Origin of the sequence: Providencia rettgeri, assembly GCF_041075285.1 — a bacterium.
In the GTDB taxonomy this organism is placed as follows: domain Bacteria; phylum Pseudomonadota; class Gammaproteobacteria; order Enterobacterales; family Enterobacteriaceae; genus Providencia; species Providencia rettgeri_G.
The window spans coordinates 1,520,514-1,541,963 of record NZ_CP163512.1; the positions used below are offsets into that span (position 1 = coordinate 1,520,514).

General features: G+C 41.2%; 15 protein-coding genes. 7 read left to right on the forward strand and 8 right to left on the reverse strand.

All coding sequences use genetic code 11. The features are described from left to right. Positions 1–46 precede the first annotated feature (46 nt). The 5 genes from AB6N04_RS06890 to AB6N04_RS06910 form a co-directional block, all read right to left on the reverse strand. Positions 47–2,104: an SWIM zinc finger family protein gene (locus tag AB6N04_RS06890; protein WP_369311147.1), complete on the reverse strand. Its 2,058-nt coding sequence runs from the start codon at positions 2,102–2,104 to the stop codon at positions 47–49. Further along, positions 2,101–3,255 (reverse strand): VWA domain-containing protein, encoded by a 1,155-nt coding sequence (locus AB6N04_RS06895; RefSeq protein WP_369311148.1) that lies wholly within the window; start codon positions 3,253–3,255, stop codon positions 2,101–2,103. The genes AB6N04_RS06890 and AB6N04_RS06895 overlap by 4 nt, the downstream gene beginning before the upstream one ends. 2 nt (positions 3,256–3,257) lie before the next feature. Then, complete coding sequence (locus tag AB6N04_RS06900; protein WP_369311149.1) at positions 3,258–5,804, reverse strand: DUF5682 family protein; 2,547 nt, start codon at positions 5,802–5,804, stop codon at positions 3,258–3,260. A 69-nt stretch (positions 5,805–5,873) separates the two neighbouring features. Further along, positions 5,874–6,983, reverse strand: a complete 1,110-nt coding sequence (locus AB6N04_RS06905) for an AAA family ATPase (protein WP_369311150.1) — start codon at positions 6,981–6,983, stop codon at positions 5,874–5,876. Between the two features lie 23 nt (positions 6,984–7,006). Then, positions 7,007–10,741 carry a DUF4132 domain-containing protein gene (locus tag AB6N04_RS06910; RefSeq protein WP_369311151.1) on the reverse strand — a complete coding sequence of 1,245 codons (3,735 nt, stop codon included), beginning with the start codon at positions 10,739–10,741 and terminating at the stop codon, positions 7,007–7,009. A 378-nt stretch (positions 10,742–11,119) separates the two neighbouring features. Here AB6N04_RS06910 and AB6N04_RS06915 point away from each other — a divergent pair, with 378 nt between their 5' ends. From AB6N04_RS06915 to AB6N04_RS06925, 3 genes are all read left to right on the forward strand, one after another. Continuing rightward, positions 11,120–11,509, forward strand: a complete 390-nt coding sequence (locus AB6N04_RS06915; RefSeq protein ID WP_369311152.1) for a RidA family protein — start codon at positions 11,120–11,122, stop codon at positions 11,507–11,509. A gap of 27 nt (positions 11,510–11,536) precedes the next feature. Continuing rightward, complete coding sequence (locus AB6N04_RS06920; protein WP_369311153.1) at positions 11,537–12,505, forward strand: threo-3-hydroxy-L-aspartate ammonia-lyase; 969 nt, start codon at positions 11,537–11,539, stop codon at positions 12,503–12,505. 78 nt (positions 12,506–12,583) lie between these two features. Beyond that, complete coding sequence (locus tag AB6N04_RS06925) at positions 12,584–13,207, forward strand: transcriptional regulator (RefSeq protein ID WP_369311154.1); 624 nt, start codon at positions 12,584–12,586, stop codon at positions 13,205–13,207. A gap of 9 nt (positions 13,208–13,216) precedes the next feature. Here the strand turns inward: AB6N04_RS06925 and AB6N04_RS06930 are convergent, their stop codons facing one another. Continuing rightward, entirely contained in the window at positions 13,217–13,681 is a 465-nt protein-coding gene (locus AB6N04_RS06930) for a hydrolase (protein WP_369311155.1), read from the reverse strand. Between the two features lie 540 nt (positions 13,682–14,221). Between AB6N04_RS06930 and AB6N04_RS06935 the strand changes: the two genes are divergently transcribed. Together AB6N04_RS06935 and AB6N04_RS06940 are read left to right on the forward strand one after the other, a co-directional pair. Next, positions 14,222–15,112: an alpha/beta fold hydrolase gene (locus AB6N04_RS06935; RefSeq protein WP_369311156.1), complete on the forward strand. Its 891-nt coding sequence runs from the start codon at positions 14,222–14,224 to the stop codon at positions 15,110–15,112. A 90-nt stretch (positions 15,113–15,202) separates the two neighbouring features. After that, positions 15,203–15,550 (forward strand): hypothetical protein, encoded by a 348-nt coding sequence (locus AB6N04_RS06940; protein ID WP_369311157.1) that lies wholly within the window; start codon positions 15,203–15,205, stop codon positions 15,548–15,550. Positions 15,551–15,670: 120 nt separating this feature from the next. On the opposite strand, the gene AB6N04_RS06945 is transcribed toward AB6N04_RS06940, so the two are convergent. Beyond that, on the reverse strand, positions 15,671–16,555 hold the full coding sequence (locus tag AB6N04_RS06945; protein ID WP_369311158.1) for a 4Fe-4S binding protein: 885 nt from the start codon (positions 16,553–16,555) through the stop codon (positions 15,671–15,673). Positions 16,556–17,044: 489 nt separating this feature from the next. Between AB6N04_RS06945 and AB6N04_RS06950 the strand changes: the two genes are divergently transcribed. Together AB6N04_RS06950 and ydeE are read left to right on the forward strand one after the other, a co-directional pair. Then, positions 17,045–18,202, forward strand: coding sequence for an iron-containing alcohol dehydrogenase (locus AB6N04_RS06950; protein ID WP_369311159.1), 1,158 nt, complete (start codon positions 17,045–17,047; stop codon positions 18,200–18,202). A 500-nt stretch (positions 18,203–18,702) separates the two neighbouring features. After that, on the forward strand, positions 18,703–19,893 hold the full coding sequence (gene ydeE / locus AB6N04_RS06955) for an efflux MFS transporter YdeE (protein WP_369311160.1): 1,191 nt from the start codon (positions 18,703–18,705) through the stop codon (positions 19,891–19,893). Between the two features lie 39 nt (positions 19,894–19,932). Here ydeE and AB6N04_RS06960 read toward each other — a convergent pair whose 3' ends face one another. Next, the gene (locus AB6N04_RS06960; protein ID WP_369311161.1) at positions 19,933–21,078 is read right to left on the reverse strand and encodes an MFS transporter; all 1,146 of its coding nucleotides are present in this window, start codon (positions 21,076–21,078) and stop codon (positions 19,933–19,935) included. Positions 21,079–21,450 lie beyond the last annotated feature (372 nt).

Genomic DNA, 21,450 nt, shown 5'->3' on the forward strand with positions numbered 1-21,450 from the left:
TATGCCAACTTTACGAATGTTTATCTTACCCCTTAAATTTTCAGCCCTATTGTGTAAATTGGAACGGCAAAGGCATTTGCAAACGCTCAAACTTGTCACATAAATAGACCAGTCGCAATAGGCTCTCTGGGGGAATATCCCCCGCAGCCGTTAATACTTTAATCTGGTTTGCCAGCCATAGTGTTCCGAGATCCTCAAGGGTTCTGACAACACCGTTTATCTCCCCTTGTTGCGCAGCAGAAAGTTGTTGTCTTCCCGTGCAGGCTTGGGTCTCTAAAACCGACAAAATGGGGCGAACCAGTTGGCTAGCAAGGGGGATTTCAGGCACAAATGTGTTGCTCGTTTGCTGTTTTTTCTCCATGTACTCGATGATTTTATTGACAAATCCTGAGCGTTGTTTTTTGCGTGGAGTAGATTCAAAATCAAGGTAAAATAACTCAATATTTTGCCCTTTATTCAACCACAATGTCTTAGGGACCAACTGAATACCTTGTACCGCGTGGTTGACCATAACACTCACCGCGGCAATGGGCCATTTTTCCTTGGTGATAAACCGTAACTCGTCAATTTTATGGTTTTGGTTTCCTTCCCAGTTTAACCGCAAAAATGCCCTGTTTTTTTCGCTATCCGATACCGCCCATACAATACATTGTTCAACCTCATCCCAGTATAACTGTTCATAGTCCGCAATATGTAAAATAAGAGGGTGATAACTATTTTCATTAGATAAGTTTGAAAGATAATCGCTAGCCCCTTGCCAATGGGTAAACCCCATCTCTGCTTGAAGCCGTTGGTAATCCTCATTCGTTAACATTTTTTGACCGTCATTTTGCGCAAAACTGTCGCCATTTGCCGATAATTTGCCTTCATCCGAAAGCCGAGGAGCATGCAATTTAAACGGGGCCCGCATCAAATTATCTGCCGTCTGCTTCCAAATGGACAACGTTTGCCAGACATTAGCGCGACTGAACATCGGGTCAAGACGATTTGCACGCCCTTGTGTGCATTGAATAATTTTCTTTTCTTGTTTATCCCAAAAGCTAAATGTTGCGCCAATCGCGCCGCTTTGTGTTTGCCACCAATTTGCATCAATTGGAATTAAATCGAGTACTGATGCTTGGTCGGTATATTGTCGACGCTGTATCCCTTTCAAAATCACGAAGCGTGTTTCATCAGCCGTTAAAAGTTGCTGTAAATAAGCAGAAATTTCGGCGATTAACCGCAAAACTTGCCCTTCATCCATCGTGAAGTGCTTGTCGGCGAGCAACTTAACCTGTTGGCTGAGCGTTTTCAAATAATTGGCTAACCGTGGCAAACCTTCTGCTTTTGCCGACATATTCAATAAATGCAATTGAGTGGCACTGCTTTGACTAATATGTGACAAGCCTTGGCGTAGCAAGTCTTGGATAAACTGCGCTATTGTGGTGATAACTGATTTATCATCATCCGTTAATGACAGTGCCGCATCAGGCGTAGGTGCTAAATCCTCTGGCCACTGCCAAGAAAGCCCATGTTGTGTCAGTAATTTTGCAATTACCGCAAGGTGCATCGCTTTTTGCTGTTTTTCAGGAATAGATGAGAGCATTCCTTGAAAACCACTGCCTTTAAGGTAAATGATGGGTTCATCATATTCAGTTAATGTGATCTTTAACTGGTGACACTGGTCATCAAAAGCCAAGTCACGCCCTTGCCATTCCTCTAGCAGGCGGATCGCTAAACGACAATCTGACTTTGCGACCTGTTTAATCACTGAGGCAGGCTCTAACGCTAGCAATTCAGGCAATAATGGTTCAGGTTCATAAAGCTTGGATTCACTTTCTATCTCCTGAATATTGGCATTTAATGAATTATGTTGCAGCCAAAGCACCGCCGCCAAAATATGCTTACAGCAACTTGATGCACTGCAATTACAGGTTGCTTTTTGCACACCTTGGGCATCTAGCAATACGATTTGCCCATCACTGTTAAATTGCCCCGTCGACAAATCTATCGGCTTAACTTTTTGGTTTTCCAAATCTTTTCTTGCACGGCGTAATAACCCTACATTTGCAAATACCGCTAATGCATCATCGTCATATTGGTGATAGATGGTTTGCCAGCTCATTGCATAACCTCCGCTAACCATTCGGCGAAGTGCTCAGGTGTCAAAGCAGCAATATGCATGCCTCTATCTGCCAATTTTTGCGCAATTTCAGGATCATATACAGGCAATGCATCATCATCTAATGCCGCTAAACCGAGTAATTTTACTTGTTGGCTATGTAGGCGCTGCGTGCAACTCAGTAGATGGTTTAATGCCCCACCTTCTTCAAAGTCACTGATCAAACTGATAATCGTACGTTTAGGATTGCGGATCAAACTTTCACAGTAGTGCATCGCTTTGGCTATATCGGTTCCGCCCCCTAATTGCACTGTCATTAAGACTTCCACGGGATCCTGAGCTAAGTGGCTTAAATCAACAACTTGTGTATCAAAAACCACTAATGAAACTCGGACTGTCGGCAGTGCAGCTAAAATACTGGCACACACCGCCGCATACATAATGGAGCTTGCCATTGAGCCACTTTGGTCAACACAGAGAATAACATCCCACGGCAAATGCTGTTGCTGACGCGAGTTGAAATACGGTGTTTTGATAACCAACCGTTGATTTTGCACATCATAATTTTTTAAATTTGCCGCAATGGTTGCACGCCAATCAAAATTACGGCTATTTGGAATTAACGAACGACGAAAACGGTTTTTACGACCAGTCAAGGCTTGGCGAAACTGATTGCGCATTTGACTGAGAATGTCATCCACCACTTTGCGAATAATATTTTTCACCGCATCTCGAGTATCTTCATTCATTTTTCCACGTAAGCTCATTAGCGTTTTCGCTAATGCCTTTGTCGGCTCCATCGCATTTAGCGCATCGGGGTTTTTAAGCAAGCTATTGATTTCATAACGCTCTAACGCCTGTGATTGCATACGCTCAAACGTACTATTGGGAAACAGTTTTCGTGCTTGGTTTAACCAATTAACAGCGGTAAGCTGCGAGGCATCCAACGAACCATGACGCCCACTTTCTTGTCGTAATCCACGTCGCTGGTATTCACGGCGATATAGAAAATCCAAGGAACGTTCAATTTTTAGTTCCTCAGCGCTAAATGGGGCTTGCCCTAATGCATTGTCAGCATATTGCCCTAAAACCAAACGCCAACGTTTGGCAAGTTGCAGTTGTTCTGGTGTCAATGGCGGCTGTTTTTTGCTCATGGTTATTTCGCCTCCGACGTGTGTATAAACCAACTCTGTAGCCCAAGCTCAGCAAGTTGCTTCTGCAAGCGTTGTTCTAATTGCAAGGCTTGTAGCATGTGTTTCTCGTTAAATTCACTTTGCTGTAGCGTCAGAGCATGTGCGTCAATTGATAACTTTTGCGCCACATGCTGTGCCGTTTGCGCATTTTGTTTTGGTGTCAGTTGGCTAAATGCAAAACGCAAATCGGGCAGCACTTGAATAAACCGACTTTCATCCCACTCACTGAGTAAATTATTCAGTAACTCAATTAACAGCGGAATACGTAAAACCAGTTCAGGCGCAGTTCGCATAACACCAATAAAATACCCAATCGCAATCTCAGGATCGCTTCCTGCACTAAATGCATTTTGGACCTCATTGACTAACGTATCTTCATCCGCTTTTGCCCCCAAATACCGCAATGCATCGACTGCCCCTTTTAATAACGGTACATGCGCCAGTTTACCTTCACAGCGTGCCAATTGATGGTAAAAATCGTTAAAATAATCATGAGATTGATTAATTTCAGGCATAAATGTAATGAGTTCACGACATGAAAGTAGCGCATTAAAATGGGTTTCTTGCTGTTGCTCATCCCCTTGAGTGAGTTGCTCAAAGCAATAAAATAGTTGCTGCAATAAAGTATCTAAACGCGCTTCTATCGCAAAATTTTCTTCGATATCAAAAAATTGCCGACCGCGCCATAAATGTACTAGTTTATGACCGCAGGCAACTAATGATGCGAAATTTGCATCTTGCTGAATGTAGTTATCTAATAATGAAAATAACGCGGGGAGCCGTTGGTGTAAGCCAATAAGCGCCGCTTGCATCAGTAACGTTGCTGCCCCCTGGCTCGAGCGACTCCCTCCCTGCTGTTGAAGGGTTTTTTCCATCTCAAAGAGACGGTTCAATGCTATCGCTTTAAGTTGCGTGCCTTTTTCGGATAATGCGATCAATTCGACTTCTACATTAGGCGTCCACGCATATTGCCACTCTTCAAATAACACTTCCATTTGGTTCCCAGACAAAAAGTTAGGGCCAGAAAGGTGTTTTGCAAAGTGGATATCTAAGAACGCCAGCAAGTGTAGAAAGCGGCTACGCAGGCGATGTTGTTTATTACGATAAACATCTAACCGACTGATTTTATTTAATGTATCATCGAGTTTAAAGCGAAACCCTTTTGCCATTTGGTAGGTTTCTGCAACCAATGGCGGCGTTGTTGTTCCTTTCGGAATGTGTCCCAAACGAAAACCTGAAAAACAGATTTTGATTTCATGCCACAGCGCAATTTGGCTTTCATCCAAACTGCCTTTGATAAATGCACTTTGTAGCCCATCAAGTAAATCATAACGCCCTGTGCCTGCATGCCCGCGAAAAGCGGCCAAGCGAATACTTTGCTCCGCAGCGAGTTTTACAGATAAAAAACCGGGTGCAGCATCAAATTGCTTTTCACGTAAAATAGTCGCCACTTTTGCCAAATACGCAATGCCCAGCGCGTTTCGATAAGCTTGTGTTGGGCGCTGTTTACCGCTTTCAAGATCTTGACGCTGTTGTAATAACATCTCCCACACTTGTTGATAAAACGCAGGGGATGGCATGCCTGATGCGTAACCGTTTAACGCATCGAGCTTATCATCACTATAACGGATCAACCATGCCTTATCGTTTTCAGCGTTTTTTTGTTGTTTAGTAAACTGTTTTTGTGCTGTCGCCGTTAACGCGAATTGCTGTGTGATCCGTTCAGACAAACCTTCAATTAACGCGAGTGTATGAAACCCGCCTGTCACAACAACAATTTTAGCGTTTGGTTGCTGCGCTTTAATAGTTTGAATATGAGCTTGCATATGGGCTTCACGCTGTGTTGACCCTTCTAATTCAAGAACCTCAGGCTCATAATCTAAACGAGCTAACCCACACCAGATAAACGTGTCTTTAAAAAATGCTGACCAATCAGTAAGCTGCTCAAGTGTACGTAATTCAAATAGTTGCTCCCAAAGCTCATCATGGTCACGACAACCACTCTTTTTCGCTAATTGCGCAATAAACAAACTGTGCGCTAAATAGCGCTCTTTTTGTAGGCTTTGGCTTTGTCCTTCATCATTTTCATCAATATGAACCTGCGCAGACCAAGGTAAATCAATAAACTGTAATTGCGCATTGTGCAGAGATCCTTGCTTCAGAGCCTGCCATTCAGGGGAATATTCACAAAATGGAAAATAAGCCGAACGCGTGACAGCGTCACTTTCACCATTCAAAGATTCTCTTTTAACATCCGTTTGCGCCATGATGGCAACCGGTGGTTGCGTCTCTTGGTGCAACAATCCTGAAATTAACCCATTAAAACTGTCCGGCCCTTCAATTAGCACATAATCGGGCTTAATCTGCTCAATTAATGTGCGCGTACTGTAGGCACAAGCTGGGCTATGATGACGAATAGGCGCAAAATAAATATTTTTTGATCCAAGCCGTTGCCAGCTAACCAATGCGGTTTCGAGTCGTTCGGGTAAAGAGATAGAAGGCAAACTCACCGTGATATTCCCTAGTTGATAAAAATAGGCGAAGCCAGCGGCCCCGCCATGTATGACACGTCAGTAAGCTTATTGCCAAAATTGGCGGGAAGCTTCAAAAAACGCTTTCCACTCTGGACTGTGTTTGGCTCTCTCTCGAGCGATATTATCAATGTAATAACGCATACGCTTGATATCATCTGCATTATCTTTGAGAACAACGCCGATTAACTGACGAGCGACAGCACCAGCGCTTAAGATCCCCTCACCCAAATAATGAGCTTCTAGTGCACATGCATAGGCGATATTCACGGCTTCCGCTGTCGACATTACCGCATCTGGGGTTTTGATATTCCCACCGTCTTTAGTATTGCCTGAGCGTAATTCTTGGAATGTGGTCACTAATAATTCAATGACATTTGCAGGCACCGTCACCAAACCGTTCAGTTCACCTAATTCGCTTGTCAGTTGTTTGTTAATCAACTCAATTTCAAATGCAGGATCTTGGATTGGCCTAACCGTCTCAAAATTAAAACGGCGCTTTAATGCTGACGACATTTCATGCACACCACGATCGCGTAAGTTGGCTGTACCAATCAAGTTAAAGCCTTGTTTGGCACATACGCGTGCATTATCTTTCATTTCAGGGATCATCATCTGTTTTTCAGACATTAAACTGACTAATACATCCTGTATTTCAGGTGGACAGCGAGTGATCTCTTCAAAACGAACGATTTTGCCTTCCATCATACCTTGGTAAAGTGGTGAACTGACTAACGCTTTTTCTGTTGGCCCTTCGGCTAATAACAGCGCATAATTCCATGAGTATTTAATATGATCTTCTGTTGTCCCTGCGGTTCCCTGAATAGTTAAGCCGGAATCACCACTAATGGCTGCGGCTAATAACTCGGATAGCATGGATTTTGCTGTTCCTGGCTCACCAACGAGCATTAATCCTTGCTTACCTAATAATGTCACGATGGCACGATCAACTAACGCGTCATCGCCAAAAAATTTCGGTGTAATAGCCAGCGCGTCATCACCTAAAATAAACTGCCTAACCGCACGTGGGGAGCGCAGCCAACCTTGAGGTTTTGGGTTATGGCTATCCGCCTGTGTGAGTCTTTCCAACTCATCGGCAAAGCGAACTTCTGCGCTTTCGCGCAGAATATGTCCCTTCATTGTTTCTTTCTTATTCATTGCATTATCCTATTGAACCCTGATCACCAAGGTGTTTTCTTTTCCCACTCAGGGTCAAATCCGGCACATGCATCAGCCACTTTTAAGTAGTCTGCATAGCTTTCGGCTAACAAAATCGGCGGAATGTCCTTTAGCGCAACATAACTGCGATCCCATGAGCTTTGTTGTCCACTTTCAAAACTTAAGGAGTACAAAACAGCAGGGATATTTTCTTCCGGTACATAACTGCCGCTAAACTCAATGTAGACATTAAAACCGAGGCTTGCGTAGTGCTTGGAGTAATGCATAAAGCTACCACCATCTTCCGCTTGACCACGTTGATAACCCATTTTAGTGAGTACGCCACGTAACGTATAAGTGTCTGTCAGCCAACCTTTGCGATCTTCAATTTCGGTTAGCTCAGGATCGAATTGCGGGATTTTGTGTTCCATTTGAGAGAACAAAAACTTCATTTTGTAATCTTTGAAATGCGTAATCCACGCTTTTCGTTCCTCTTCCGAGAGCAACGCGGCATGGGCTAATTTAATGGAGGAGCCTGCGGTCAACTCGATTTCATCATCTTCAAGGTTAAGCAAACTACCATCATCTGAAGGACGAAATACATTCACAACGCGACCATTATCGATTTCCATCCATACGAGTCGTTCAATTAACCCGCGCATAATAGGATGAGCTTGGATATATTCTTGCCAGTCTTGTGTGGCCCACAAACGTTCCGCACACATCGCTTCATACAAACGTGCAGTTTGCAATTCAATGACTTGCTTAAGTTCTTTTTTACTCGAACTCAGTAATTTCTTCGATTCTTTAATCAACTCTTCATTGTCAGTTTTACGCGCAGCTGGTAACGCTTTGATTTCTTTGCCTTCCGGGTTGAACAATACCAGTTTTAGCTGTGCATCCAGTTTTGCAGTGAAAGTACGATCGCCATACTCAAGGGCAAGCACGCCCGTTTCATCCATACCTGCGGTAGGGATCGTTCTGTCAGCGAGTTCATCCGCACTCCAGCCATTACGTTCAGCGATCTGTGCCACTAAATAACGGGCTTTTTCTTGCACAGAAGCCGTCCGGTAACGGCGTGATAATGAAAGCAATAACTGAATAATTAGCGGATCATTACTGGTTGCGACTGCATCGATCATCGCTTCAATTTGCGCACGACGTTGGTAATGATCACGCATATAATTGCGTAATGCAGTTACCGCAATATGCCCTTCAATACCGCAAATAAGTGCCAACATGCCTTTATCGCTAATCGCAGAGCCTAAATAGCGACGAAGTACCTCATTTTTAATTTCATTAACACACTGCTCAAGGGTGTAGTTTTCATACTGACTGTAATATTCAGGCCAGCGTTTAACCCACTCTTTATAATTACTTAAACGCTGTGGCGCATCACGCTCTGCTTCTGCCATCGCCGTTTCTAACGATGGACCTGCGGTATCTTGGGCAATAAAGCTGTTTAAAATAAAACTGCCGAGTTTACGCTGGCTATCCACTGACAACAGGCTAATATAACGCTGTAATAAGCCATTTCCTGCTGGCATTTTTAATTTTACGGCTAAAATAACCCACCAGCGGATAATGTCTTCCTCTACTGGCTTGTTATTCTGCCAAGTTAATGCAGGTAACGTGTCTAAATTAAACCAAGACATACTCGCTGGTGCTTTAGCGTTAAGCCCTTTTTGTGCTTCTGCTAATAAGACTTTTGGTGATAAGTAGCTAGAAATATCTTCACCAAATTGCTCTAGCGCTGTTAATAATGCAGCGCGCACAATTTCACGCTTTTCTTTTTTCAATAACGCATACAGTGGTTTTACGGAATCAGGGTGTTTTAAGCGAGCCAGCCACTCAATGGCGGTAACACGAATTTCCTGTTTACCCGAATCTAAACCTTCCGCCGCATTAATATGAATATTCGGTAATGTTTCGAGCAGTTTTTGTGCACTGACGCGATGAGTTTTATTTTCCCCTAACGCTAATTCCATAATTCGTGGAATAAAGCGTGCTGGGATGCTAGGTAACATTGCTAGAACTTCAATCGCATTTGATGCATCGTATTCTTGGTAATAACGTTGGTTCGCTTGCTGTGGAATTAACCCTAACGCTTCAGCAATAAAATCAGGGTATTGCGTAAAGAATGGCCACACTTGCTGCGGCTGATTAAACAGTGTTAAACCATTATTGTATGGGCGCAAACATAAGTCAGCAATGAGGCGATCAGCCTGTAAATAATGACAACGGGTTAAAACTTGCTCTAACTGGCGTAGTTCAATTTGAGTAAGAATGCGCGCTGGCACTTCCCGAGTCAGATAATAATGGGAAAAATGATCCATCCCCGTACGATTATGGCTCATCAGACGCAATGCATGAAATAACGTAAATTCCGGTAGATTAATAATGCGTTCTTTAAATTTTACCACACTGTATTCGTGGTCAGTGATCTCCCCTTTACCTGAATTTAGCTTATCAATGATGTTTGCACAGGTAGCAGCATTCAGTTTTTGAAATTCTTTATAATGGCGCTGAGCCCAGTTATAAGTGTGTTTTTGTTTTTTATTCTCTTCAATTTCATTTTCTGCATTTTCTTTGGCTTTTTGCAGCATCTCATTGAAGTTGCCTATTAAAATATCTTTTGCACTTTCCGGTAATGGGTTATCTTCCAATTCAATTAACGGCGGCAATTGGGTTTCTTTAATTTCACTGGCTGTATCCATCACTGAGAAGCGTGAAATCGCACTTTCGATGCTTTTTAAAACTGTTTTATTGGTTTCAGTTTGTAATGCCGCTTCTAGGACTTCTCTATCTTTACCGACGCGAGCAATTAAATCAGCGGCTTGTGTACGTTGTTTTGGTGTTCCCTCTGTAAGTACTTTGGACAAATATAATTTAACTGACTCATCAGGTAAAATGGATAACGTGGGCTCCGCGGCACTACGGACGGTTTTTAATGAGCTTGTTGCAAATGACACCAAACAATCCGCAAATACAGAATACAATGTTTGGTCTTTTTTCAAGATATTGATTAACTGTACCTGCCCTGCGGCTGATAAATTAGTCACCAATGTCTGCTTAATAAAATCTTGCTGAGCGATTAAATATTCTTTAAAACCAGGCAGGACAAACAGACGACTTAAATTCTCATAGTGATAGTCAGACAGATGTTGCCTATCGAAAATGACATATAAAACTGTGTTGGCGGGTTTATCGGTTTCTTTGCCAATAATTTCAGCCAGCAATTCCATATTCCAATGCTTACGATGGTCTAGTTTTGTATCTCTAGCGTTATCAAAGGTTTTGGAGAATACATCACCAATTAAGTAACTCACCCATGACGGCAATTCGGGGGTGAGTACTTTAATATTAATATCTTGGCACGCGGCGGCTAACACTTTAGCAAAACGCGCAATTTGTTCTGGGCTGACGCCATCGCCGACTTTAGAATACAATTTATGGCGGGCATTGCAGCCTTGGCGGATCACTTTATTATATTGACCTGTATTGAAGTTATTACCGCCCCACCACCAATCTATGGTTCCAGGTTTGTCTAATAAAATGGCCGCTTTTTCACTGTCCAATTGACTTAATTTCACCAATACTTCAGGCGACTTTCCTTCCAATACATACTCAATCACAGCTTTTGGAACAGAGTCGTCTAGTGCTGATAACGGTAAAATCGCTTCTTGAATATATTGTTCTACCACTTTTGTGCTTTTTTTCCCAAAAATAGAAAGTATATCAAACGTGAACTTTGCCATGTCATATCCCTAAAAGTTTTTATATAACAACTTCTTACCATTTAATTTTTATCGTCACAATTTGATTATTCTTAATCACTTTTATTTAAGATAACTTATCCTAAACGCAAATAACTTTTAATTTTACTTTTAAGTGATTTGATGAATGTTTTCACCTGTAAATCGGGTTTGGCTAAATAAATCTTTGGAAAATAACGCAATAAAAATAATTAATTCACAACACAATCTATTTTTACACAAATTATCCATTACAAAGCTTGTATTAACTTGCCCCCAATAAGCACGCCACTGTTTTTCTTCAAAATCGATTGACTATACATATAGTATAATATTAGACTAAAAATCTAATTGCTAGATTTTGCGAATATTGAGGTTGTTATGAGCCAAGTAATTCAATACATCAATGCCCCGACGCTTATTCCACCACGAGGTCATTACTCCCATTGTGTTAACAGTAATGGGTTTGTGTTTATTTCGGGTCAATTACCCATCGACTCCACAGGACAGGCGAAAACTAAAGATCCATTTAAAACACAGACCGAATTAGTTTTGCAAAATATCGATGCTTGCTTATCCGCCGCTAATATTACCAAAGCGAATTTAGTGCAAGTACGCGTTTATATTGCGGATATGAATGATTGGCAGGAATTTAATCAAATTTATGCAGCATGGATTGGTGATTTTCGACCTGCACGCGCTGTTGCTGGTGTAGCAGAACTCCATTTTAACGCAGCGCTCGAAATTGAAGCGACCGCTGTTCTAGGCTAATGCAATCTATTTCTAAGAGGTATGATCATGACTGGTTTAACGTTGCCAACTTACCATGATGTTGAAGCCGCAGCTAAACGTATTACTGGCTTTGCACATAAAACGCCCGTTCACACATCAACGACAGCGGACAAAGAATTTGGCGGTAAGCTCTTTTTCAAATGTGAAAACTTTCAACGTATGGGAGCGTTTAAGTTCCGTGGGGCACTCAACGCTCTCGCTCAATTTACCCCTGAACAGAAAAAAGCTGGTGTCATCGCCTTTTCATCCGGTAATCACGCTCAAGGCATTGCACTTGCCGCGCAATTACTCAATATACCTGCAACAATTTTAATGCCAAATGATGCACCCGCCGTTAAAGTGGCGGCAACAAAAGGTTATGGTGCCAATGTGGTGCACTTCGATAGATATTCACAAGACCGAGAAGCATTGTGCCAACAGCTTGCAAAGCAGCAAGGTTTAACCATCATTCCCCCTTATGATCATCCTCATATTATTGCTGGGCAAGGTACCTGCGCCATGGAGTTGTTTCAAGAAGTGGGTGAATTAGATGCCTTATTTGTCTGCTTGGGCGGCGGTGGCTTACTCTCTGGCTGTGCCCTTGCCGCGCGTCACCTTTCCCCTAACTGTAAAGTTTACGGCGTAGAGCCGTTAGCGGGTAACGATGCTCAGCAGTCTTTCCGACAAGGTAAAATTGTCCATATCGATACACCGAAAACCATTGCTGATGGTGCTCAAACGCAACACTTAGGACAATATACCTTTGAGATTATCAAAAATAATGTTGATGATATTTTTACCGTTACCGATGAGCAACTGATCGACCGAATGAAATTCTATGCCGAACGCATGAAAATGGTTGTCGAACCAACTGGCTGCCTCTCTTTTGCCGCCGCGTTAGCGCAAAAACAACAATTCCAAGGTAAACGCGTGGGTATTATCGTCAGTGGTGGGAATGTTGATATCAATCGCTTTGCTGAATTAGTTTTGCAATGACGCGCCCCCCTTCATCTATTAGCTTGATAAAAAATAGGTTAAAATTAAGGTATTAGCGCTTTTAGATGAGGGGATTTTATGTCTAACCACAACGAAAACACATTACTGGCACAAATTGAAACGATTGCAAAAGGCCTCAGCGAAACGTTCGCCCCATTTTGTGAAGTTGTTGTTCATGACTTAAAAAACCCGGATCATTCAATTTTATCAATTCACAACAATTTGTCTGGTCGCCAAGTCGGAGAGCCCACGACAGAACTCGGTTTAGCCCGTATTGAATCCGCTGATTTCCCCAGTATTGTTGCCAATTACACCAATCAATTTTCTGATGGTCGTCCGGTTAAAAGCACATCCATCGGTATTAAAGATGAAAGCGGTAAATACGTGGCCGCTTTATGCCTAAACTTAGATATGACTTTGTTTCGTGGTATGCAAAGTATGTTGTCACAGTTTATTGAGGTGGGAAATAGCCCAATTAAAGAACATATTGAACCTAATGGGTCTGAAGCTATTCGTCTTAGAATTGATCAGTTCGCTGCGACACTCGCCGCAACACCACGGACATTAAAAGCGGAAGAGCGGAAAACGCTTATTGAAATTTTACGTAGCGAAGGCTTACTCGACGTAAAAAAATCCATGGAAACTGTCGCTCAGCACTTAGGAGTGTCTCGTGCATCGGTCTATCTGTACGCTAAAAAATAAAATGGCTTATTATCCCATTCCGTTACCATTTGCACGCTTTAAGATGGTTTTAATGCTAATCGGGAAGAAATCATTAACATCAACGCCAACATTTATCGCTCGTGGTCCTAATATAGCTAAGCGTTTGCGTTGTTCTGGATCTTTTCCTGAATTATGCACATGCCCATATAAATGAATAGCATCGCGGAAAAAACCTTGCCATTCTAAGATAGGATAATGAAATAAAACAATTTTTTGTTTTTGATAATCCAACTCGTAATAGCTCCTCACCCATTCAAAAAGGGAAGTGTCAAACTCTGGATCATCTAAAAATTTGTCATGGCTACCACGAATAAGGTATTTTTTGCCTGACAATCTGCGCAAAATTTTATTCGCATCTGCCCCACTGCCTTTATATAAAAAATCACCCAATATGTATATCTCATCATGCTCTGTCACATAAGCGTTCCAGTTATGAATCAACGTATCATTCATATGGCTAGTGCTTTTGAATGGGCGATCACAGAGGTTGATAATATTTGAGTGGCAAAAATGGGTATCTGAAATAAAGTAAATCATATAAAACCTAAAAATATATTATTAAAAATTATTTTTAAGCAATCGAGTTGCTCAGATGTCATCATATCCTAATGATTTTTAATTGCTTTACAGAATAGGCTGAAAAATCATCTTTTGATTGTTATTTTCCACCCAAACCGCACGCCCTTGCCAATACGCATCAAACCGCTGTTAAAATTCACACACTTAAGGTGGTATACCCTGTTTAGTTGCCTGTGCGAAATTTCTGGCTCGCTGATAAATGGGTGATCGATTATCAGATTGGTTTGACTTGTTTTTTCACTTATTGTGCTGATGTTTAGCCAATAGACATTGGGAAGATAAAAAACTGTGTTATTTTCTGCGTAATTAGTCTTATACCTTTATTTGTTGGTAATCTTTATGCTTTTTTAAGGCTCGTATTTGTTACACTGAGGCGGCATAAATAGCACAACATTCAATTCAATGGAAAAAAAAATGACAACCGAGCAACCTATTTCACTTTTTTATGATGCATTTGGCACCCCAGAGAACCCTGCCGTTGTATTAGTGCCTGGCTTAGGTGGACACAACATTAGTTGGACAACCGATTTTTGCCAACAAATTGCCGACGCAGGGTTTTATCTTATCCGGATTGATAACCGTGATGCGGGCTTATCCCCTCATGTAGACCATTTCCCCTCCATTAATCTAGGGGAATTAATCGAAAAAATGCAAACGGGTCAATCATTTGATATTGCCTATACGCTATTCGATATGGTGGATGATATTGTGCGTTTATTAGATAGCTTATCAATTGATAAAACACACATTATTGGTCGTTCGATGGGTGGAATGATTGCGCAGTTATTTGCAGCCAAATACCCTGAGCGTACATTAAGCTTATGCCCAATTATGTCCTCCACAGGCAACCCCAATTTACCGCAAAGCGCCCCTGATGTGATGCAAATGTTGATGAGTTCAGGGGCCAATCCTCATGAAGATTTCGACGGTTATCTGGCTGGGCAACTTGCATTTTATCGGCGTATTAGCTCAAATTGTTGCCCATTTGATGAAGATTACTACCGTGATTATGTACAGCAAGCGCTTGCCCGAAATTATTCCCCCGAAGGGACTAAACGCCAAATTGTTGCCATTGCTGTCACAGGGGATATGCGACCACACCTAAGTAACATTACTGCGCCAACATTGGTTATTCACGGCTCAATTGACCCTCTATTCCCTCTAGAGGCGGGTCAAGATATTGCAAATAACATCTTAGGGGCAGAAATAGCGATTATTGAAGGGATGGGCCACGAAACGCCCCCGGCACTTAATCCTCAAATTGCAAAGCGGTTGATTAAACACCTAATTTCAACTAATCACTAATGACACTGGCAAAATGGTGTGATTAACGGTGATCGCGATTAATTGCCGATATGCTCAACATCGTAGGATATTATTAGCCGAGTAATTGAAATGATAGACAAAAGCACGCTCGAAAATTTAACATTTTTTGAAAACGAACCACTGGTTCACCCTTTGAACTACGCCCTCTCTGAGGTCGAAGAAAAAAATATACTACGAGGTTGGCGACCTTTGTGCATGGAAGATAAGTGGCTTTCCTACAGTGATAATGGCTGGGTTTTTGTTCACAGAAGCTGGACTGGGCATTTGATGTACAAGTTCACGATCCGTGATCGGGTAATACAAAGCGTGGAAATTACCATGGATGATTTTGTCAATATGACGAATGAACGGAAAATTGAGATTTTTTTATCGCTTTTACCGTATTTAGCAGAAGAACATGCACACTATTGCGAGTAGCTTCATGATGTATCTGTGTAAGGCGGAATACCACAAATAATCAATTCAAGACGACGCATGGCATTGGTTTTTATCCCACCTTGACAACAGTCTAAAGGTGCATTTAATTGCACCTTTGCTCTATAACCACCCTTGCTTTTTATGCTGCAAACAAATTGGGCAAGTTTGTGCATTCTCTTCCCAAGAAAAAAACGGCAAATGGCAAGTGCGGCAAGTCGCATCATAGTAATGAAACACCACTGGCTCACTATTTTTTGCGGTGTACTCATTAACCTGAATTGACTGCGGAAAACACACCACTTGGCAGCTCATACAGCCCGTACAACGTTTTTCATCTACAATGAACTGGTTATTGTCAATTTGAATTGCATGTTCATCGCAAACTTTCGCGCATGCGCCACACAGAATGCAGCTTTCACTATCAAGTGCTATCTGAAACCAGCTATCTTCTGGGTAAAACTGTTTCCGCGCGTTTAATCCTGTTTTCACCTGCCCTTTATCTAATGGCTTTTGATCGAGCTTTTGACGAAACAACATCATACGCCGACCACTATCAACCGTAGACGGTTTTTCAATCCGTAGCTGCCAAACTGGCTCTTGCAATGTTTTTAATTTGAGATTAAGCGCTGCTATGGTGGGCAACCATTTATCCACCAATGGTTCAGAAATTTGTATCCCTCTGATCCCATATTGTTTATGCCACACAATGAGTTCTTCTGTCGCCGCAATGGGTTCATCGTGATTAATCACTAGATAATCTTGTTGGTATGTGCGCTCATGTGGTGCAATATTTTCAATAGCGTCAACCGGACAGGAAAAAAGGCAATTACCGCACTGATAACAGCGTTCATTATCAATTTTCGCATCCATATGGCTAAAGGAAATCGCATCAACGGGACAACTGACCGCACAGTTATCACAAATGCTATTTTTAAGACGCTTTCTCACACATTGACTATTAATGAACGGTTCGGGAGGAAGCTCTAGACTTATAAAACGTTTCATCAATTAGCTCCCCTTTAACACAGCAAAAATGATCTTAAGAAAAACTGTATGCATTATATCCATAGACAAATGTTAGCATTAAACTGAACTTAAGTTTACTGCAACTTACTGTCTACAATGATGATTTGAACCAAACAATTTGCTTAAAAGCGTAAAATGTTGATATGCAGAAATGTGAATAAAATTATGCTGTAAGATTAACCCACTGAAACTTAATTGGTATTCTCATCGTTGAGCTATCGCTTTTAAATAATAGCGGTATTCCCTAGGGGCTGTTTATACGTGAACATTGAACGTGCATTTCAAAATATAATAATCAATCTTATTAATTACGTTGAGCTAAAACATATAACCCATTATTCAAACGCCAAAACCACCAAAGTGGTAAACATTAACATTTTTAGAAGCTATACTGTTTTGTGTTGAAACGTTCTAGCACAACAGTTCGTTGCCACTCATCCAAGTTCATTTATCTATAAAGGCTGACATATGAATAATTTTGAGTTTTACAATCCGACACGTATTGTTTTTGGTGATGGTAAAATTAGTGAACTAGACCGACTGATCCCTGAAAATGCGAAAGTTCTTATCTTATTTGGCGGTGAAAGTGCCCGTAAAACCGGTACACTCGATGAAGTAGAGCAAGCCTTAGGCTCACGACAGTTTTCACTTTTTGGCGGAATCGAAGCCAATCCACGTTATGAAACATTGATCAAAGCCGTTGATAAGATAGAAAAAGAAAACTTCGATTTTTTACTCGCTGTAGGGGGTGGCTCTGTTATTGATGGTGTTAAGTTTGTTGCAGCTGCGGTTAATTACCCTGGTGATAAATGGGATATCTTCACAAAAAGAGACGCGACAATTCAGAACGCGTTACCGTTTGGAACGGTATTAACCTTACCGGCAACAGGTTCTGAAATGAACAAAGTTTCAGTGATCACACGTGAAGAACTGCATTCCAAGCTCTCCTTTATGAGTGATAAAATCTTCCCGCAATTCTCGATCCTTGACCCAGTTAAAACCTATACACTGCCACCTCGCCAAATTAGCAATGGTGTGGTTGATTCTTTCGTTCATGTTATTGAACAGTATTTAACCTATCCAGTTAATGCTTATGTACAAGATGCATTTGCAGAAGGCCTATTAAAAACCCTTATTGAACTTGGTCCTAAAGCACTCGAAACACCCAAAGATTATGACATTCGTGCCAACCTAATGTGGACTGCCACCCTCGCGTTCAATGGTTTAATTGGCGCTGGCGTACCACAAGATTGGTCAACGCATATGTTAGGTCATGAAATTACCGGACTGTATGGTTTAGATCACGCGCAAACATTAGCCATAGTCCTGCCGTCGATGCTGATTGAGAAACTACCACAAAAACAAGCCAAATTAGTGCAATATGCGGAACGTGTGTGGGGGATCACTCATGGAAACGACCACGAAAAAGCATTAAGATCCATTGAGTTAACTCGTGAGTTTTTCGAATCGATGAATATAGGAACACGTTTTAGTGATTATCAACTTTCATCTGATGTTATTGAACCCCTAGTAAAAAGTTTAGAAGCACACAATATGGTTAAATTAGGTGAGCACCAAGATGTCACGCTTGATGTTAGCCGCCGAGTCTATACTGCCGCATTGTAGATTTAATCCAGTTTATTACCGATAGTAAGGTGTAACCTAGGGGCTGTTTATCTTTGTTGCTGATTTTTACAGCTAAAAAAGATTAAGAAATAATCTAAAAAATGGATAAATGGTTCCGTCGTGTTGAGAGGCGTTTGCCGAGTTTACTAGGCTGCGAACCTCTCCCCTTACCTAATTGGCTTTAATTCGAATGAAAATTGACCATCAAAAATCAACTGCCCCTAACTACTTTCTATATTACCCTCGCCTATTATTGACCTGTTTTCTTAACGATATCAGTTGCGATTTATTCTCAGCATATAACGTTTAATACAATTCAACTGGTTTCAGATTGCCATATATTCAATCGATAATGGCGGATTGATCTGCGCAAAATATTGTTTTCTATTTAGCGCATGATTACCCATTCCTCACCACGCTAAATTTATGTATTTTATTACAATATCATTTGCTTGAAACAAATAATTAACAACAATAATAAAAATTCTAGGTCGTGTGTTATGTCTGCAAAATTTAGTATATCTAACAGTGCATTACTTGCATCGTCGTTACTCTTAACCATTGGTCGTGGGGCAACATTGCCCTTCATGGCGATTTATCTCACCCGCGAGTATCAAATGGCAATTGATATTGTTGGGGTTGCGATGTCTCTGGCGATGGTTGTTGGTGTGCTGTTTAGCATGGGTTTTGGCATGCTTGCGGATAGAGTAGATAAAAAACGGTGTATGTTACTTGCTGTATTGGCTTTTATTGGTGGGTTTATCGCTATTCCGCTAGTCAACAATGCCATATTAGTGATCATATTCTTCTCGTTAATTAATTGCTCATATTCTGTCTTTTCCACCGTTCTAAAAGCTTATTTTGCAGATACGTTAACTGTATCGTTAAAAGCTAAAGTGTTTTCCTTAAATTACACATTTATTAATATTGGATGGACGATTGGACCACCGATTGGCACTTGGTTGTTAATGTATAGCATCAACTTGCCATTCTACTTAGCGGCTATTTCCGCTGCCTTCCCGATATTTTTTATTCAACGGTTTGTGCAAAGTATAAAACCTGCACAACATCTAGAGGGGAAAAAGCAGCCATGGAACCCAGCCGCAATGTTACGCGACCGAGTACTGGCTTGGTTTATTTTATCTACATTTTTGGGGTCGTTAGTTTTTGGGACATTTACAACTTGGATTTCGCAATATGTTATTACGGTGGCAAACAGTGATTTCGCACAAGTGGTTATTGGTGTGATACTCCCCGTCAATGCGATTGTGGTTGTCACATTGCAATATACGGTTGGTAAACGCATCACTCCAGAGAATTTAAAAAAGCTAATGACATTGGGTAGCTTATTTTTCTTGTTAGGTTTAGCCACCTTTATGTTTGCCGCAGAAAACCTGTATATCTGGGCGTTTGGTGCTTTTCTGTTCACTCTTGGAGAGCTTATTTATGCCCCAGGTGAATATATGCTAATAGATAGCATCGCCCCTGAAGGTATGAAGGCGAGCTATTTTTCCGCGCAATCGTTAGGTTTATTAGGCGGTGCATTCAACCCAATGATGACCGGAGTCATTTTAACTGAGTTGCCAGCCTACTTTATTTTTATCATCTTGATGATAATTACGTTCTTAGCATGGTTATCAATGTTGAACGGTATGAGACTGCGACAAAATCAACTGCGTGAAAGTGTGTAGTACGTTTCCCCTTGCTGGTATTAACCAGCAAGGGCACGGCTATTTATTGGCTGTTTTTGTTAAATTAACCAGCAAAATTGCCACACTAAATAACACACCAATCGATATAACTAACACTGAGATCTTTCCATTTGCAATCAAAAATGAAAACAGTGGGATGGCTAACAGCAAAACCAAATTATTCACGCTTTCTGAAATTGATAGCACAAAACCTTTATTATCTGTATTGAGTCTGGCGAGGAGTGACGTGCTAATAGGTGAAATTAAACCTAATAACACACCAAGCCCAAATAGGCTAAAACAGTCACCGATTAATGTTAGCAGCTCGCTGAGAAACAAGAGAATAATCACAAACAAAACAACCAACATTACGAGCAATTGTGATGATTCAGAAATTCGCGGTGAAACCACTTTGCCGACAGCACTATTGCCTATAATGAGCCCTGCACCAAATAGCCCCATCACGCTGCCAATAACAGCGCTATTAAGTTGATAGCGACTTCGTAAAATTTCACCAGCCAACAAAAATAGGCTGACAGTAATGCCATTCCAAATTCCTTTAGCAATAATAAACTGACTTATCACTCTTAACTTTACAATATGATGTGGGCCTTGCTTTACAGTTGGCGATTTCGTGCATGGCAAAGTGTTCATCGATATTAGCAATACCAAAAAACCACCAAGAGCCATAAAGATAAATGGCGTTTGCCATGAAAAATAGTGAACCAATCCGCCGGCTACAACCGGTCCTGTGATGATCCCGAGCGTCATACCCAACATAGCGTATCCCATAGCCATCGCCTGCTTTTTCTCTTCAATGACATCAGAAATAAAAGCAAATGTGATCGGTATTAAGGCCGCAGATGCAACCCCACCAAATACGCGTAAAACCAGTGCTATTTGTAAGTTAGCCGCAAATATTATCGCTAAGCTATCAATTGAGATAAACAAAATTGCCGCAAGCAATATCTTGCGTTTATCCATTTTGTCCGAAAAAAAACCAATAATCGGTGCTGCAAATGCATATGACAATGCATAAGCGGAGACTAACCAAGAAATTTGCTGGGTTTGCGTTTTAAACGCATTGGCTAACGGAGCCATAATCGCAGATAGCATAAATTCAGTTGCACCAACTAAATATACCGCCATTGCGAGTACAAATAATAAAAAACGATGTGACGTCATAACACACTCTTTAGGATTTAGTTAAGCATTAAGTCGCCCCCATAACGGAGGCATAGAACAGTTGTGATTACGAAAGCTAAAAACAGCAAAAGGAGAATTTGAACAGTACGTTGAATAACAGCAGACTGATATTAGGAGATGTAAAGGCACTTAAAGGGATATCTTATGGGATAGGTAATCGGATACTACGGAAGTGTGCAGTCATTAAACACTAAAATACGCTCTCACGCAACGACAATTGACTAGAAAACAGGTTAAGCGGCATTGATAGTATCTCTAGCATGTCTGTTATATCACCCAATATTTCAGACAACACAATCAGTTAATCACCCTTAGTTTATATTAAGCTAATATCATAGGGGTATTATGAAA